The 16,394-nt window shown below is 70.4% G+C and carries 12 protein-coding genes; 7 read left to right on the top strand and 5 right to left on the bottom strand.

Annotated features, from left to right (window positions below; all coding sequences use genetic code 11):
* Nucleotides 1-244 precede the first annotated feature (244 nt).
* Nucleotides 245-2,803: a transglycosylase domain-containing protein gene (locus GA0070604_RS30990; protein ID WP_482194128.1), complete on the top strand. Its 2,559-nt coding sequence runs from the start codon at nt 245-247 to the stop codon at nt 2,801-2,803.
* A gap of 163 nt (nt 2,804-2,966) precedes the next feature.
* On the top strand, nt 2,967-4,475 hold the full coding sequence (locus tag GA0070604_RS30985; protein WP_091126633.1) for a glycosyltransferase family 87 protein: 1,509 nt from the start codon (nt 2,967-2,969) through the stop codon (nt 4,473-4,475).
* 96 nt (nt 4,476-4,571) lie between these two features.
* Here GA0070604_RS30985 and GA0070604_RS30980 read toward each other — a convergent pair whose 3' ends face one another.
* The 4 genes from GA0070604_RS30980 to GA0070604_RS30965 all read right to left on the bottom strand — a co-directional run bounded on the left by GA0070604_RS30980 (nt 4,572) and on the right by GA0070604_RS30965 (nt 9,357).
* Nucleotides 4,572-5,396 (bottom strand): AfsR/SARP family transcriptional regulator, encoded by an 825-nt coding sequence (locus GA0070604_RS30980; protein ID WP_167363602.1) that lies wholly within the window; start codon nt 5,394-5,396, stop codon nt 4,572-4,574.
* A 224-nt stretch (nt 5,397-5,620) separates the two neighbouring features.
* Complete coding sequence (locus GA0070604_RS30975) at nt 5,621-6,256, bottom strand: DUF2690 domain-containing protein (RefSeq protein ID WP_091126627.1); 636 nt, start codon at nt 6,254-6,256, stop codon at nt 5,621-5,623.
* A 213-nt stretch (nt 6,257-6,469) separates the two neighbouring features.
* Complete coding sequence (locus GA0070604_RS30970) at nt 6,470-8,569, bottom strand: hypothetical protein (RefSeq protein ID WP_244162133.1); 2,100 nt, start codon at nt 8,567-8,569, stop codon at nt 6,470-6,472.
* Nucleotides 8,566-9,357: a deoxyribonuclease IV gene (locus GA0070604_RS30965; protein ID WP_091126624.1), complete on the bottom strand. Its 792-nt coding sequence runs from the start codon at nt 9,355-9,357 to the stop codon at nt 8,566-8,568. Before GA0070604_RS30965 ends, GA0070604_RS30970 begins: the two co-directional genes overlap by 4 nt.
* Nucleotides 9,358-10,033: 676 nt before the next feature.
* Between GA0070604_RS30965 and rpsF the strand changes: the two genes are divergently transcribed.
* From rpsF to rplI, 4 genes are all read left to right on the top strand, one after another.
* The gene (rpsF, locus tag GA0070604_RS30960; protein ID WP_089004747.1) at nt 10,034-10,324 is read left to right on the top strand and encodes a 30S ribosomal protein S6; all 291 of its coding nucleotides are present in this window, start codon (nt 10,034-10,036) and stop codon (nt 10,322-10,324) included.
* Nucleotides 10,325-10,403: 79 nt separating this feature from the next.
* A complete protein-coding gene (locus tag GA0070604_RS30955) occupies nt 10,404-10,928 on the top strand; it encodes a single-stranded DNA-binding protein (protein WP_208602201.1) in 525 nt (174 codons plus the stop codon).
* Nucleotides 10,929-10,969: 41 nt separating this feature from the next.
* Nucleotides 10,970-11,209 carry a 30S ribosomal protein S18 gene (gene rpsR / locus GA0070604_RS30950; protein ID WP_013289355.1) on the top strand — a complete coding sequence of 80 codons (240 nt, stop codon included), beginning with the start codon at nt 10,970-10,972 and terminating at the stop codon, nt 11,207-11,209.
* Between the two features lie 14 nt (nt 11,210-11,223).
* Nucleotides 11,224-11,670 (top strand): 50S ribosomal protein L9, encoded by a 447-nt coding sequence (gene rplI, locus GA0070604_RS30945; protein WP_091126622.1) that lies wholly within the window; start codon nt 11,224-11,226, stop codon nt 11,668-11,670.
* Nucleotides 11,671-11,833: 163 nt separating this feature from the next.
* Here rplI and GA0070604_RS30940 read toward each other — a convergent pair whose 3' ends face one another.
* Complete coding sequence (locus GA0070604_RS30940; protein ID WP_141721417.1) at nt 11,834-13,177, bottom strand: hypothetical protein; 1,344 nt, start codon at nt 13,175-13,177, stop codon at nt 11,834-11,836.
* A gap of 395 nt (nt 13,178-13,572) precedes the next feature.
* Between GA0070604_RS30940 and dnaB the strand changes: the two genes are divergently transcribed.
* A complete protein-coding gene (gene dnaB, locus GA0070604_RS30935) occupies nt 13,573-16,392 on the top strand; it encodes a replicative DNA helicase (RefSeq protein ID WP_091127540.1) in 2,820 nt (939 codons plus the stop codon).
* Nucleotides 16,393-16,394: the final 2 nt, after the last annotated feature.

Below are 16,394 nucleotides of genomic sequence, written 5' to 3'. Positions count from 1 at the left end.
TCCCAGTTCTTCGCGTGGGCGGGCCCAGATCCCGGGCCCGAACGGCGGCCCCGATCAGGGCGGACGCACACACGGAAGCGGCTGGTCATCAGGGTCGGGAGGCGGCTCCTCGGCCCGCGCCTCGGTGACTCCACCGGGCTCCGCGTCCGGCGGACGCGCCTCGGTCGGCGGCACGGCCCCGGCACCACGCGGCGCCTCCGGCTCGGCCTCGGTGGGTCGGGCCGGTGCGGGAGGCCGGGCCTCGGTGCCGGTCTCGCCGGCACCCGGCGGCGCCTCCGGCCGGGCCGGTGCGGGCCGCGCCTCGGTGCCGGTGTCCCCGGGTGCCCCGTCCGGGCGCGCCACGGTCGGCGCGGCCAGCGTGGGCGCGGCCGGGCGGGCGGGCGTCGGCTCGGCGTCCGTCGGCGGCCGGGCCGCGGTGGCTCGGGCCGGTGTGGGCGGGGCCGGCGGTGGCCCCGGCGGGCCGGGTGGCCCCGGCCGGGGCGGCCGGAGTGGCCGCGGTGACGACCCGGCCGCGCGGGCCCGGGCGAAGAAGCGCCGCCGGTTCAACATCCTGATCGCCGGCTTCGCCGTCTTCATCATGCTCGCCGGCATCGGCGTCGTCGGCTTCACCTACTACTCGACGAACGTCATCCTGCCCCAGGACACCGTGCCACCGTTGTCCACGTCGATCCTTTCTCAGGACGGCAAGACCATCGCCAAGGTCGGTGAGGAGAACCGGCAGTTCGTCACCATCGCTCAGATTCCCGAGTTCGTGCAGCACGCGGTGGCCGCCGCCGAGGACAAGAACTTCTACCGGCACTCCGGCGTGGACTACAAGGGCATCGCCCGGGCCGCGTGGAACAACCTCACCGGTGGCGACAAGCAGGGTGCCTCCACCATCACCCAGCAGTACGCCCGCAACGCGTTCGACAACCTCGACCAGGACACGTACGGGCGCAAGGTGAAGGAGGCGATCCTCGCCTCCAAGCTGAACGACCGGTACGACAAGCCGACGATCATGCAGCACTACCTGAACGTGATCTATTTCGGCCGGGGCGCGTACGGCATCCAGGCGGCGTCGCAGACGTACTTCAAGAAGGACGTGTCGAAGCTGACCGTGGCGGAGGGCGCGGTGCTCGCCGCGCTGATCAAGCAGCCGGAGCCGAGCGCCGCCCACAAGGGCTACGACCCGGCGATCAACCCGCAACCCGCGCTGGAGCGCTGGAACTACGTCATCCAGAACATGATCAGCGAGAAGTGGCTCGACGCGCCCAATATGCCCGAGCACCCCACCGAGTACCCGACGAAGACGCTCCAGAAGCCCACCAAGGGCAACGCCGGAGGCTTCGGCCTCGACACGCCCTACGGCAACGTGGTCAATTACGTCTCGCAGGAGTTGCGCGAGCTGAAGCTCTGCACCGACAACGAGGCCGAGGCCACGCAGGACAAGCCGCTCTGTTCCAAGGCGCTGAGCCGGGGCGGCTACCGGATCACCACCACCATCGACACCAAGATGCAGGAAGCGGCGCTCGATGCGGCCCAGCGGGCCCGGAAGGGCTCCGAGCTCAACGGTCAACGCGACAATCTGATGGCCGCCGTGGTGGCGATCGACCCGAGCAACGGTGAGGTACGCGCCTACTACGGCGGTGACAACGGCACCTTCCACGACTTCGCCGGCAAGAACGTCGAGGACGGCGTCCTCACCGGTGGCCATTCTCCGGGTTCGAGTTTCAAGATCTACACCCTGGCGGCGGCGCTGGAAGCCGGCCACTCTATCGAGTCGCGCTGGAAGGGAAAGGCGTTCAAGCCGGAGGGCATCAAGGACAAGATCAGCAACGCGGGCAAAGACGATCCGTCCTGCCACGACTCCTGCACGCTGGAGAAGTCGACCCTGCTCTCACTGAATGTGCCGTTCTGGTACGTCACCGAGCAGATCCACCCGGCAAAGGTCGTCGACCTGGCCAAGCGTGCGGGCATCTCGACGATGTGGCGGAACGACACCGAGCCGCCCACGCCATACGATCTCACCAAGATGAAGGCGTCGGAGGTGGCCCCGGAGCCGTTCTACTACAACGTCGGCTTCGGTAAGTATCCCGTCACCGTGCTGGACCATGCCAACGGCGTCGCCACCTTCGCCAACGAGGGCGTCTACCACAAGGCCCACTTCGTCAAGAAGGTCGAGAAGCAGGACATCAGCACCGGCAAGTGGGTCACCAAGGGTGGCCCGAAGACCAAGGGCGAGCAGCGCATCCGAAAGGATGTCGTGGCCGATGTGACCTCAGTGCTGCAGAAGTACCCGGCGCAGGTGAACCGCCGGCTCGCCGACGGCCGGAAGGCCGCCGAGAAGACCGGTACCTGGGAGCTCGGCGATCCGAAGGACCCGCTGGCCAACGGCGACGCCTGGATGATCGGATACACGCCGCAGCTCGCCACCGCCGTCTGGGTCGGCAACAAGAGCGCCCGCAAGGCGCTCCTGATGAAGGACGGCAAGACGAAGATCAGCGGTGCCGGCATGCCCGGCGCCATCTTCCAGCGGTTCATGAACGACGCGCTCAAGGGCAAGAAGAAGGAGGACTTCCCGCCCGCCGCGCACGTCGGTAAGGACGATGGCGGAAACGGCGAGGCACCGCCGCCGCCGAACGACGGGCCGGTCTGCGACAACCTCGGCCTCTTCTGCCCGGAGAACGGCGGCAACGACCCGAACGGCAACGGGAACGGCAACGGGAACGGGAACGGCAACGGGAACGGCTTCCCGTGGGGCCCGGGCGGCGGCGGTCGCGGTGGTGGCCTCCTGCCCAGCACACCGCCACGCCAGACGTACTGACGGCAGGGCTGACGACGGCGGCCGGACCACTGGTCCGGCCGCCGTCGGCGTCAATTCGGGGAGAGAAGGACCCCGTTCTGGATCTTGCGTGCCTGCTGGGACATCGATGTCCTCTGTCGATAGATCTCGTCGGCGGGTCCGAGATAGGGCAGGATGCCTTTCCATGAGCATCCAGTCGACGCCAGGCATCGACGACAGTGGTCCAATCGACCACCCGTCCCGCTCGGACGGCTTCGTCCGCGGTGCCTCCGAGCTGATCGGTGGCCCGCTTGGCGATCATGCGGTCGCCCTCGACCGGCCGGCCGGCCGGGAGGGCCGGTTCTGGACCGCGGCCAGGATCGTGCTGGCCCTGGTGTGCCTGACGCTCGCGCTGCACTGGGTGCAGAAGTCGCCCTGCCAGGACGGTGCCTGGCAGAACAACGTGCAGTACACCCGGATGTGCTACAGCGACGTGTTGGCGCTCTACTACGCCGAAGGCCTCAACGAGGGCAAGGTGCCCTACGTCGACCACCCGGTGGAGTACCCGGTGCTGACCGGCTACTTCATGGGAGCGCTCGGCCTGCCGGTGCACGCCCTCGGCGTGGACAACCCCGGCATCAACCAGGGGCGGTGGTTCTACAACCTGAACGCCCTGGTGCTCAGCGCGCTCGCCGTCGCCACCGTCGCGGTCATCCTCAGCCTGCGCCGCCGACGACCCTGGGACGCGGCGATGTTCGCGCTCGCGCCGGCCCTGCTGCTCACCGCCACCGTCAACTGGGACCTGCTCGCCGTCGGGCTGGCCGCGTTCGGGCTGCTGGCCTGGGCACGTCGCCGTCCGGTGTTGGCCGGGGTCCTGATCGGCCTGGCCGGGGCGGCGAAGCTGTGGCCGCTGTTCCTGCTCGGCCCGATCCTGGTGCTCGGGCTACGCGCCGGTCGGCTGCGCGCCGCGCTCACCGCCACCGCAGCGGGGCTGGTGGCGCTGGTCGCGGTCAACCTGCCGGTGGCGATCCCGTACCGGGACAACTGGGAGCGGTTCTTCGACCTGAACACCACCCGGCCGATCGACTGGGGCACCCTCTGGTACATCGGCCGCTACCTCGACGGCAAGATCAGCCCGTCGCAACCCGGTGAGCTGGGGCCGTTCGAGTGGCTGAACGCCAACATTCCCACCCTCAACTGGGTGTCGTACCTGCTCTTCGGGCTGGCGTGCCTCGGCGTGGCCGCACTGGCGTTGTTCGCCCGGCGCCGGCCCCGGCTCGCGCAGCTCGGCTTCCTGGTGGTCGCCGCCTTCCTGATCTTCAGCAAGGTCTGGTCCCAGCAGTTCGTGCTCTGGCTGCTCCCGCTCGCCGTGCTCGCCCGGCCGCGCTGGGGTGCGTTCCTGGCCTGGCAGATCGCCGAGGTCTGCTACTTCGTCGCCTTCTACGGGGAACTGCTCGGTTCGGCCACCGGCAAACCGGTCTTCCCCGAGGGAGTCTTCGTGCTGGCGTCCAGCCTGCGCCTGATCACGGTGGTGGTGCTCTGCGGCTTCGTGATCCGGGACATCCTGCGGCCGGAAGAGGACGCGGTGCGCACCACGTACGCGGACGATCCGGACGGCGGAGTCCTCGACGGCACCGAGGATGCCCCCTGGTACGTCCGCTGGCGGCAGCGCACGAAGCCGAGCCGTACCCCGGTGGAGGCCGCGGCCGTGTGAGCGCGACCGGGAGTGCCGCCCGGCCGGGCGAGAGCACGGGTCCTGGTGGGTTCGGGGTCGTGGGAGACCCACTGACCCACCAGGACTCCCGCGTTGTTACTCGAGGGCGCGGCCGAGGAGTTGGAGCACTTTCGTCGTCTCGGTGAGCGCGCGGTGCAGGGCCTCAGCGGTCTGGCGGTTCATCTGGATCGACGGAGGCCGCGGAGAAGCCGTCCTCTGGTCGGCGATGATCCGGCGTTCGAGTTCGTGCACCGCGGGCCCGGGCGGTATGCCCAACTCGCCGTCCAGGCGGCTCCGGAGGTCACGGATGACGGCCAGGGATTCGGCGGTCCGGCAGGCATGGTGCAGTGCCTCAGCGAGCCGCATGTGCAGCCCCTCGTGGTACGGGTGCAATGCGGCCCAGGACTGGAGCTCCGGGACCGAGCCCACCGAGTTGCCGCGCTCGAACTCGATCTCCACGAGCATCTCGATGGCGCGGAGGCGGGACTCCTCCCAGTGGGCCGCGTCGGCCTGCAGCATGGTGGAGTGGACGTCCTGCATGGCATTACCGCGCCACAACATCAGCCCCTGACGTAGCAGGGTCGCCGCCCGCGTCATCTCACCGTGCTGGCGGGCGATGCCCGCCTCCGCGCAGAGCCGTCGGAATCGGAGACCGTCAACCCGCTCCTCGGTCACCTCCAGCGTGTAGCAGTCACCGTGCCGGACGATCTGCTGGCCGGAGCCGTCACATGTCAGCAGCGAGCGGAGCCGGCCCAACCGGTTCTGGATCTGTTGGCGAGCGGTGGCCGGTGGGTTGTCGCCCCAGACGATGTCTATCAGTCGAGCGATGCTTACGGTTCGGTTGGCGTCGATGACCAGACCGGCGAGCAGCCGTCGGCTGCGCTCCCCGGAGAGGTAGATGGAGGAATTGCCGGACCTCATGGTCAATGGACCCAGAAACTGGAACTCCAAAACTGCCCCCGTGGCTGTGCTGTGACCTGACCCTGACGGATCGCGCCGAGCATAGTCCATTCTCGATGCTAGCGAGGAGGGCGAAAGGGCCGGAGCTGGTGATCGGCTCCGGCCGTCGAGCAGGCCGGAGTCAACCTGCTGAGCGGTCCGACAGACGGGGGTGCGGGCGGATCAGCCCGCACCCCCGCGGCGACTCAGTACCAGCGGGTGCACGTCCAGCCGGTGTACGGACCGTTTGGCCAGAAGCAGGCCTGCGCCTCGTAACCGGCGTCGTCCACCATCAGGGTCCAGACGTCCGGGGAGTTCGTCTCAATCGTCTTGCGGACACTGCCACCGGCGTACCTGCTGACCACCTTGAACGCCTCGTCGCTGCCGGTGGTCCTTGCCCACGCCGTGCGGCACCGCGGGCTGTACCGCAGGGAGACGCTACCCACGGGGTTGGACACCGTGTAGACGTAACCGTCCGACAGCTTGGGCGTGATGGCGTCGTCGGCGCACTTGTAGAAGCAGTCGATGCAGTCGTCGTAGAAGACCCTGAAGGTTTGCGGGTTCTTGCCCTCACAGAGCGACCGGCAGCCGTAGGTGGCCATCGTGGACGAGTCGACGAACACCGCCTGGTCGGCATCGCCGAGGGCGCTGACCACATCGGGGTTCCGCAGGGTCCGCTGGACGCCGGCGGCGTCCACCACGGCGACCGCCGACGAGTTCCCTTCAGCGGAGGGAGCCGCGTTGGCCGCGCCGACGCCCACGCCGGTGATGCTGGTGAGCAGCACGACGGCTGCGGTCAGCACGCGGGCCAGCCCCCTGCCGACGGATGATCCGAGGTTCATGCCAACTTCCTCCAGAAGTACGGCGGCGCAGCGGTGCGCCGCAGCAGATGGAGGAGATGGTGCTGGCCGGCATCACCGTGGCGTCATCGACCGCGGCCCGATCCGGCTGCACCACGCCGGAACGGTGGCCGGTTGATGAGGGCTGCATCCGGGTGGACCGCCGCCCCGGCCATCCGGCCGGGGCGGTGCTGTCCGGTCGGCGAGTTCGACGGCTCAGAGCCGGTAGACCACCGCGTCGTCGACCTCCTCGCGGGTGACACCCAGGCCGTCGACCGGGCGGTCGAGGATGCCCTCCCACGGGGTGTTGTCGAGCCGGCCGGGCAGCACGACCACGGTCTTCACGCCGAGTTGACGCAGGTAGTCGACGCTGAACGGATCGGGGAACCGGATGCTGGCGTCGCGTACCCGGGCCTGGCTCGTCGGGGTGAAACCGCTGCCGCCGTTGACCACGTCCTGGAACCGGCTGGTCGACCAGAGCATCACCGGCTGGTCCAACGCCTGGCTGCTGGGCAGGACCAGCATCGGGCCGTCGACCGTCCGCATCACCGGTGGCTGCTGCGGCACCACCGGGTGCGGCGTGCTGTTCAGCCCTTCCACGACGACCAGGAGCAGCGGCAGCAGGGTGGCCAGCCGCAGCCACGGGCCGGGCCACGACGGAATCCGCTCGGCGGCGAGTTCGCGTACCCGGGCGCAGAACGCGGTGACGGCGCCGGCGGCGAGCAGGCCGAGCAGCAGCGTGGTCCAGAGCATCAACCGACCCGGCGTACGCAGCCCGCTCCAGCCCGGCAGGTAGTCGAAGAGCGGCACGTAGGTGAACCGGCCGTCGAGAAGCCGGGTGCCCATGGACAGGGCCACCGTCGCCAGCACCCCGGCGAGCAGGAGGATCCGGTGACGGACCCGCCACACCGAGAAGAAGAGCCCGCCCGCCGCCAGGGCGTACAGCGCGAAGCCCGGCAGCAGGGTCATCTCCGGGTGCCAGGGCAGCGCGGCGCGCGCGCCCTCGTGCAACCCACCCCAGATCCGCGACTCCGCCGGGGCGGTGAAGAAGGCGAGGGCCGGGGGCGAGTAGAAGTTGATGTCGTTGAGCGTCCGCTCCGCGTTCGGGTGCAGCTCGGCGACCTTGAAGTACGGCACCGCCAGCAGCGCGCCCACCGCGGCGAAGAGCACCCCACCGAGCACGTCGGCGAGGAGCAGCCGGCCGCCGAAGGGACGCTTCACGGGCCTTACCACCCAGCGCCGGGCGAACCAGATGACGGCCGAGACCAACACGACGCCGGCCAGCAGGTACGCGAACGGCAGCCCGATGCCGAAGCCGAGGCTGAGCTGCCACGCCGCCACCAGCCAACCGGCGAACGCCCAGCCGGCGTGGCGCCGCCGGGGCCGGTAGCCGTGGCGGAGGGACCAGCCGTGGCCCCGGGCGAGCATCGCCAGCGCCAGCGGGATGCCGCCGTTGGAGATGACGTGCAGGTGCCCGGCCTGGGCCAGCAGCCAGGGCGCGTACGCGTAGGCCACCCCGGCCACCGCCGCGCCGATCCGCCCCGCGCCGAGCTGCCGCGCCAACGCGTACGCCCCGAGCGTGGCGAGCGCGTGCGCCAGCACGAACATGATGTTGTAGCGCAGCACGGCGTCCACGGGGCCGTCGCCGAGCAGCCCGGCCGGCGCGTATCCGAGGAGGGTGTCCGAGAAGGCGAAGCTCCACGGCTCGGGGAAGAACGTGTTCGAGTGCCAGAGCTGCCCGGGGTCGGTCCGCAGGATGTGCCCGGACCAGGCCATCTGCCAGGATTGGAGGCTCGGGTCCAGGTAGTCCTGCGGCAGCGTGTAACGCGGGTAGCGCAGGGTGGGCCAGGTCATCAGCACGGCCAGCACCAGCGAGGCGACGGTGGCCAGGGTCCACTCGTGGATCAGGAACCGGCCCACTGCGCGGACCGCCCGGCGCGGGCGGGTGAGCACGGGATCCGGGGCGGGGCCGAACGCGGACCAGCGATCGGCCGGCTCCGTATCCGCGGTGGCGGCGTCCTTCTCGCTGGCCTCGCCGGCGGTCCCGGCCCCGCTCTCGGCGGTCCTGTCGTGCCCTTCGGCGGCACCGTCCCGCCCGGGCTCCGCGGGCTTGTCGGCGGCGCCGGGATCGTCCGGGCCGGTCTTCGTGGCGATCGTGTCGGCACCGGTCTGGCCGGTGCCGCCGGACGGCTGCGCGTCGCCGTCGGTCGACCGCCCGGCCGGTCGAGCGTCGTCGCCGGGCGGCTGCGGGCTGCCGGCGGAGAACCCTCCGGCCGACCCGGTGCCGCCGGTGGCGTCGGACTGCTCGGTCGTCATGCCGCCGACGCTCCGGCACCGAGCTGCCGGCGCAGGAAGGCGATGTCCGCCGCCTGCCCCTCGACGCCGCCCGGAGTCTCCACAATGACCGGCGCGCCGGCTGCCCGGATCGCCGCCACCAACAGCTCCGGGTCGATGGTCCCGCCGTCGAGGTTGTCGTGCCGGTCCTGGCCCGAGTTGAAGGCGCCCTTGGAGTTGTTCGCGTGGATCAGGTCGATCCGGCCGGTGATCGCCTTGACCCGGTCCACCAGGCCCAGCAGCTCCTCGCCACCGGCGTGGGCGTGGCAGGTGTCGAGGCAGAAGCCCACCTCGTAGTCGCCGAGCGCGTCCCAGAGCCGGGCCAGCGCGTCGAGGCGCCGGGCACAGGCGTTGTCGCCGCCGGCGGTGTTCTCGATCAGGACCGGGAGTGGGAAGCCGCCGGACTCCGCCGCGTACGCGAAGGTCTTGCGCCAGTTGTCGAAGCCGACGGCGACGTCGTCCCCGGCGTTGACGTGGCCGCCGTGCACGATCAGCCCCTTGGCCCCGATGGCGGCCGCGGCGGTCGCGTGGCCGAGGAGCAGCTTCCGGCTTGGGATGCGGATCCGGTTGTTCCGCGTGGCCACGTTGATGACGTACGGCGCGTGTACGAAGAGGTCGAGGTCAGCGGCGCGTAGCCGCTCGGCGTCCTCCCGATCCTTCGGGGCCTTCCATCCCTGGGGATCGGAGAGGAAGAACTGCACGGCCTCGGCGTCCCGGGCAGCCGCCTCGGCCAGTGGGTCGGTCGGATCGACGTGGGCTCCGATTCGCATGCAGGGCAGCCTACGTCGCGCTTCTGACGAGCGGGGAGACCGCGCGGATGCCGGGGTCCGGCGTCGTCGTCCAACCCGGGTACGGCGGCGGAGCGGGCAGCGTCACCAGCCGGCCGGGCGGTCGTTGTCCGAGGTGGGATCGATGGTCGACGCTCCACCCGGGCGCGGTCCACAGGCGTCCGGATGCAGGGGAGGCCCCCGGAAACGGGACGCCCCGCCGTGCGGCCCGGCACGACGGGGCGGGATCCGCCTCGTCACACCGGCCGGCTGGACGCCAGGACAGCCGGGGCAAATTCTTCCAATCCCCCCTACAAGTGACGAGACCGGTTGTATGGTCAGACCAGGTGACAACACGATAAAGCTCCGCGGGGCGTCCTCGATCCAACCTCATCGGTGTGGTCGTTCCTCCCCAGGTCCCACCCAAGGAATGCGGACGGGACGCCCCGCGGCCCCGTGGACAGGGGTCCGCCTCCGGCACTCGCGGCCGGAGGTGGGCCCCTGTCGCCGCGTCCCGGAACCCCCGTACGACCGGCCCGGGCATGATCGTTCCGACCGGGTATCCTGGTCCGGTTGTCCGCGTCCGGCCGGGTTCCCCCGGTCCGGCCACGGGCCACGACGCACGACCTCCTGCCACGGAAGGACCGTGGCCGCTTAGCCCACAGGAGGTGAGCACGTCTTGCGTCATTACGAGATCATGGTGATCCTCGACCCCAGCCTCGAGGAGCGCACCGTCGCCCCGTCGCTCGACACGTACCTGAACGTGATCCGGACCGCGGGTGGCTCGGTGGAGAAGACCGACGTGTGGGGCCGCCGGCGCCTCGCGTACGAGATCAACAAGAAGGCCGAGGGCATCTACGCCGTCATCGACCTCCAGGCGACGCCGGAGGCGGTGGCCGAGCTGGACCGTCAGCTCCGACTCAACGAGTCGGTGCTGCGCACCAAGGTCATTCGGCCGGAGATGCGCTGAGCATTCGCCCCGGCACGTCCGGATCAAGCCTCATCGAGGGTGTCAGAGGGCTCTGAGAGCCTGTAGGGCACGAAGATGAGTGCGCGAGGAGATGGTCATGGCAGGAGACACCACCATCACGGTCATCGGCAACCTGACCGATGACCCCGAGTTGCGGTTCACCCCCTCCGGGGCGGCCGTCGCCAAGTTCCGGGTCGCCTCGACGCCCCGGTTCTTGGACAAGGCGTCCGGCGAGTGGAAGGACGGCGAGCCGCTGTTCCTCTCGTGCACGGTCTGGCGGCAGGCCGCCGAGAACGTCGCCGAGTCGCTGCAGCGCGGCGCCCGGGTGATCGTGTCCGGCCGGCTGCGTCAGCGGTCGTACGAGACCCGTGAGGGTGAGAAGCGCACCGTCATCGAGCTGGAGGTCGACGAGATCGGCCCGTCGCTGCGCTACGCCACGGCGAAGGTGCAGAAGATGTCCCGCTCCGGCGGCGGTGGCGGCTTCGGTGGTGGTGGTGGCCAGGGCGGCGGAGGCAACTTCGACGACCCCTGGGCCTCGGCTGCCCCAGCTCCCTCGCGCGGTGGTTCGGGCGGCGGAAACTTCGACGAGGAGCCCCCGTTCTGATGGCGCCGAGCGCCCGCGATCGCAAACCAGGAGCAAGAGCAATGGCCAAGGCTGCGGCACTGCGCAAGCCGAAGAAGAAGGTGAACCCGCTCGACAAGGACGGGATCACCTACATCGATTACAAGGACACCGCGCTGCTGCGCAAGTTCATCTCCGACCGCGGCAAGATCCGCGCTCGGCGGGTGACCGGCGTGACCTCGCAGCAGCAGCGGCAGATCGCCCGTGCGGTCAAGAACGCCCGCGAGATGGCGCTCCTGCCGTACACGGCCACGACCCGCTGAGAGGAGGCACCGACATGAAGATCATCCTTACGCAGGAGGTGTCGGGCCTCGGTGCCCCGGGCGACATCGTCGAGGTGAAGAACGGCTACGGCCGTAACTACCTGCTGCCGCAGGGCTTCGCGATCGCCTGGACCAAGGGCGCGGAGAAGCAGGTCACGGTCATCAAGCGGGCCCGCTCGGCCCGGGAGATCCGCGACCTCGGCCACGCCAACGAGGTCAAGGCCCAGATCGAGGGTCTGAAGGTCAACCTGAAGGCCCGCGCCGGCGACGGCGGCCGGCTCTTCGGCTCGGTCACCCCGGCCGAGGTCGTCGACGCCGTCAAGGCGGCCGGCGGTCCGGCTCTGGACCGCCGCCGGCTGGAGCTGCCCGGTCACATCAAGTCGATCGGCTCCTACCCGGTCAGCATCAAGCTGCACCCCGAGGTGACCGCCAAGTTCAACCTGAACGTCGTCCAGGGCTGACACCCGGCAGCACGACGGAAGGGCCCGCACCGGACTCCCGGCGCGGGCCCTTCCGCATGTTCCAGCTCGCCTGGCGGCCGTGATACGGCCCCTCCGCCCCGTTGGGCGGCGTTCCGGACCGAATGAAGGCCGGTCTTGCGCCGAGACCTGGAGAGATCGACGGTCAGCCGATCGGCTGACCGGTTACCGCGCTGATCAGCACGGTCGAGAGGCCACCCCCGACCACCGCCGCCGCCAGCGCCACCGTCGCCGAGCGCCAACTCTTCCCGACCCAGCGCAGCACCACCGCGACGACCAGACTGCTCGCCAGCGCCAGCCCGAACCGTGGCCCGCCCGCGACCATCGACGCGAAGGCGTGTACCCGCGGCGAGTCGCAACCACCGCCGGTGAGGTCGGTGACGCACCCCGCCGGAGCCCGCCCGTCGAGGAACAGCAGGCCGACGAAGAGCAGCAGCGCCGGGACCAGGTAGCAGGCGGCGGTGTAGACCAACGGCCGGATCGGGCCGACCGGATTTGGGTCGAGCAGATCCTTCTCGATCCGCCGTCGGGTTCGGCCGCCGGGGGCGTCCCGCCGACGGTAGGGTGCGGCCCCGGCACCTCCGGCGCCCACCGGGTCTGCCGCCCGCCGCCGTGGCGACCCACCCGGGCCGGGTGCGGAGGTCGACGCCTCCATCCAGCGTGGGGCGTCATCCGCTCGCCGGGTGCCGGAGAAGAACTCCTCGGCCTGCTCCGGCGATGCCCAGCCCTCCCGGACCGGTGCCGGCGGCACCGTGCGGTCCCGTCGGTCCACCTCGGCGTACCGGTCCCACTGCCCGGTGTCGTACCGGCTCCACTCGCCCGTGTGCTCCAGATGGTCCCAACGGCCGGTGTCCTCCGCCTGGTCCCGGCGGGTGGGAAGGGAGCGGCCCCAGGCGTGCACACCCGAGGCGTCCCACGGGTCGACCGTCGGCTGCTCCGTCGGCCGGGGCTGCTCCCACGGGTCGACCGCCGGGCGGGCCCAGGCGTCCGACGCGGCCTGCCGGGTGGGCCGCTCGGCGTCCCGCTGGTCGCTCTCCTCCGCGGCCGGAGTGCTGCCCGGGCCCGACCAGGTGGCCTGCGGCCGCCGGGGCCGGCCGCGCCGGGCCGCCCCGGAAGCCGGCTCGTCCTCGGTGGACTCGGCCCGCCGGGTCCCGACGTACCCCTGCTCCTGCGGGGTGTCCAGGGTCCACTCGGCGGTGTGCTCGCCGACCGGGCCGGTGCCGACGGCACGCCGGTCGCCCTCCCGGTGCCGTCCGGTGCCCGCCCGCCACCCGACGCCCGGATACGGCGCCGCCGCCTCGTCATCGTCGTCTGGGGCGGCGTGCCGGCCGCCGCCGTCCGCCCGGCGGACGCCCGACTCCACCGCCCATTGGGGAAGGTACGTGTCGACCGGCTCCTGTTGGCCGCGTTCGACGGCACGGCGGCGGCTCGGGGTGGAGTGGTGCTCGGGCGCGCGGCCCTCCCCGATTCCCCAGTCCCGGTAACTCACGGCCGGAGCGTGACCGTTCTCGACCGGAATCGCAATCCCACTGCCCAGGTCTAGCCGTTCGTCCCAGGTGGTGAGGGACGGTCGGGTCCAGGACTTGACCCGGAATCTGTCGTCCACAGGGTGTGGATTGCATTACCGCAGGTCAGCATGGGTCTGTGCGGAATTCTCCACCACTTGTCCACACCCCTGTGCACAACCTGCGCACAGGCCGGCCCCCGGCGTCCACAGGTTGTCCCGAGGCTCGTCCACCGGCATTGTTGAGGGTCTGAGCTCGGGTTCCGTATCGTGGATCCCCGACCGTCCGGGCGGTGGCCCCCGATCGACCGGAGGGGTCGTCGGAGCTGTGAGGCCCGGCGGTGGAGCTGGTTTTCGATCCGACGCAGCGAGGGGGGACCGTGTCGGTCACCGACGACACGCGTACGGAGCGGACCGGTGGACAACCGCCCGTATCGGCGCAGCGGGACGCGCAGTTCGAGAAGACCCCGCCTCAGGACGTGGCCGCCGAGCAGTGCGTCCTCGGCGGCATGCTGCTCTCCAAGGACGCCATCGCCGACGTCGTGGAGATCCTCAAGTCCAACGACTTCTACCGTCCGGTGCACGCCACCATCTTCGACGCGATTCTCGACATCTACGGGCGCGGCGAACCGGCCGACCCGATCACCGTCGCGGCCGCCCTCGCCGACTCCGGTGACCTGGCCCGGATCGGTGGAGCGCCCTACCTGCACACGCTGATCGCCAGCGTGCCCACCGCCGCCAACGCCGCGTACTACGCCCGCATCGTGGGTGAGCGGGCGGTGCTGCGCCGGCTGGTCGAGGCCGGCACCAGGATCGTGCAGCTCGGGTACGGCACCGGCCAGGGCGGCAGCCGCGACGTCGACGACATCGTCGACCTCGCCCAGCAGGCCGTCTACGAGGTGACCGAGAAGCGGGTCAGTGAGGACTTCGCGGTCCTGGCCGACATGCTCCAGCCGACCCTCGACGAGATCGAGGCGGTGGGTGCCCAGGGCGGGGTGATGACCGGTGTGCCGACCGGCTTCAGCGACCTCGACCGGCTGTTGAACGGCCTGCACGCGGGCCAATTGATCATCGTGGCCGGCCGGCCCGGTCTGGGTAAGGCCCTCGCGCTCGACACCCCGCTGCCCACTCCCGAGGGCTGGACCACAATGGGTGAGGTGACCGTCGGAGACAGGCTGCTTGCGGCGGACGGCACCCCGACCACCATCACGGCCGTTTTCGACGTCATGTACGACCGCCCCTGCTACGAGGTCGAGTTCTCCGACGGTTCCGTGATCGTGGCGGACGCCGAGCACCTCTGGAAGACGACCACCCGGGCCAGCCGCCACCAGCCGGAGTCGCGTCCGCGCCGCTACTGGTCCGAGGAATCACTGGCCAAGGTACGGGCGGTCGCGGCGACGGCCGCAGCCGAGCCACACCGTCTGGTCACCCTCGCGCAGACCGTCGAGCAGGTCGGACCCGAGTTCCGCAACGTGCTGCACACCGTCGCGCGGCAGGTCGGCGCCAACGGCCGGGTGAGCCGCCCGGTGACCCGGGCCGGCAAGGTGCGGAACTTGACCGCTCCCGGCTACCCGGCCGGCGAACTCCTGGCCGGCCTTCGCGAGCGGACCGAGCGGCACGTCAACGCCGGCGCGCGTCGGAGCCACGACGGCGTCGTGACCACCGCGCAGATCGCCGCCACGCTGCGTACGGAGACGGCCGACCGCCGGCTGAACCACGCGGTGGAGAACTGCGCACCGCTTCAACTGCCCGAGCGGGATCTGGCGGTCCCGCCGTACACCCTCGGCGTGTGGCTCGGCGATGGGCACACCGGGGCGAGTCGCTTCACCACGGCGGACGCCGAGATGATCGACCTGGTCGAGCAGGACGGCTTCGTCGTACGCCCCAGCGGGCCGATGGTTTACACCATCGTGTTGCCCACACCCGCCGGGAACCCCGATCTGACCTGCGTCGACTGCGGCTGCTCCACCAGGGCCCGCCGTGAGAACCCTTCGTCCCGTCGGTGTGCCGAGTGCCACGACCGCAACAGGACCTTCCTGGCCCTGCTCCGGCGGGCCGGCGTGTCGCATGCGAAGCACATCCCGCTGGACTACCTCCGTGCTTCGGAGGCGCAACGTCGGGCGCTGCTCGCCGGTTTGATGGATACCGACGGCACGGTGGCTCCAACAGGAAACCTCCAGTACACGTCCACCTCCAAGCGCCTCATTGAGGGCGTCCGGGAGTTGGTGGTCAGCCTCGGCTACCGGTGCACGATCAACGAGAAGCAGGTACGGGGACGGACGGAGGAATCCTCGACCGCGTACACCGTGAACTTCTCCACGCCCGACCCGATCTTCCGGCTTACTCGAAAGCGGACGGCGCACGCGGCGCGGCGGCGGACGTCCTCGGGCGTACGGACCAGCGCCCGCCTTGTGGTGGACGTCCGGCCGGTGGCCAGCGTCCCGGTACGCTGCGTCACGGTGGACAACCCCGAGCACCTCTACCTGGCCGGCCGGTCCATGATCCCGACGCACAACAGCACGGCGAGTATGGACTTTGCCCGAAATGCTGCGATCCGCGCCAACCAGGCGTCGGCGATCTTCTCGCTGGAAATGAGCAAGGTCGAGATCGTCATGCGGCTCCTCTCGGCCGAGGCCCGCGTACCGCTGCACGTGCTGCGCAGCGGCCAGCTCTCCGACGACGACTGGACCAAGCTGGCCCGCTGCATGGGCGAGATCAGCGAGGCACCGCTCTTCGTCGACGACACGCCGAGCATGAACCTGATGGAGATCCGGGCGAAGGCGCGGCGGCTCAAGCAGAAGCACGACCTCAAGCTGATCGTGGTCGACTATCTCCAGCTCATGACCTCGCCGAAGCGCACCGAGAGCCGGCAGCAGGAGGTCGCCGACCTGTCCCGCGGCCTCAAGCTGCTGGCCAAGGAGGTCGAGTGCCCGGTGATCGCGGTGAGTCAGCTGAACCGTGGCCCGGAGCAGCGCACCGACAAGCGACCCCAATTGTCTGACTTGCGGGAATCCGGATCAATTGAGCAAGATGCGGACGTTGTCATCTTGCTGCACCGCGACGACTACTACGACAAGGAGTCGCCACGGGCCGGGGAGGCGGACTTCATCGTCGCCAAGCACCGAAATGGCCCCACCGACACGGTGACCGTCGCCGCCCAGCTGCACCTGTCCCGCTTCGTCGACATGGCCATCGTCTGACG

Origin of the sequence: Micromonospora eburnea (genome assembly GCF_900090225.1) — a bacterium.
GTDB lineage: Bacteria > Actinomycetota > Actinomycetes > Mycobacteriales > Micromonosporaceae > Micromonospora > Micromonospora eburnea.
This window is presented reverse-complemented; position numbering and strand designations above follow the sequence as displayed.

Coding starts and splice junctions, on each gene's coding strand:
- rplI (WP_091126622.1), top strand. CDS start 11,224: ATGAAGATCATCCTTACGCAGGAGGTGTCGGGCCTCGGTGCCCCGGGC.
- GA0070604_RS30975 (WP_091126627.1), bottom strand. CDS start 6,256: ATGAACCTCGGATCATCCGTCGGCAGGGGGCTGGCCCGCGTGCTGACC.
- GA0070604_RS30965 (WP_091126624.1), bottom strand. CDS start 9,357: ATGCGAATCGGAGCCCACGTCGATCCGACCGACCCACTGGCCGAGGCG.
- GA0070604_RS30985 (WP_091126633.1), top strand. CDS start 2,967: ATGAGCATCCAGTCGACGCCAGGCATCGACGACAGTGGTCCAATCGAC.
- rpsR (WP_013289355.1), top strand. CDS start 10,970: ATGGCCAAGGCTGCGGCACTGCGCAAGCCGAAGAAGAAGGTGAACCCG.
- GA0070604_RS30970 (WP_244162133.1), bottom strand. CDS start 8,569: ATGACGACCGAGCAGTCCGACGCCACCGGCGGCACCGGGTCGGCCGGA.
- GA0070604_RS30980 (WP_167363602.1), bottom strand. CDS start 5,396: ATGAGGTCCGGCAATTCCTCCATCTACCTCTCCGGGGAGCGCAGCCGA.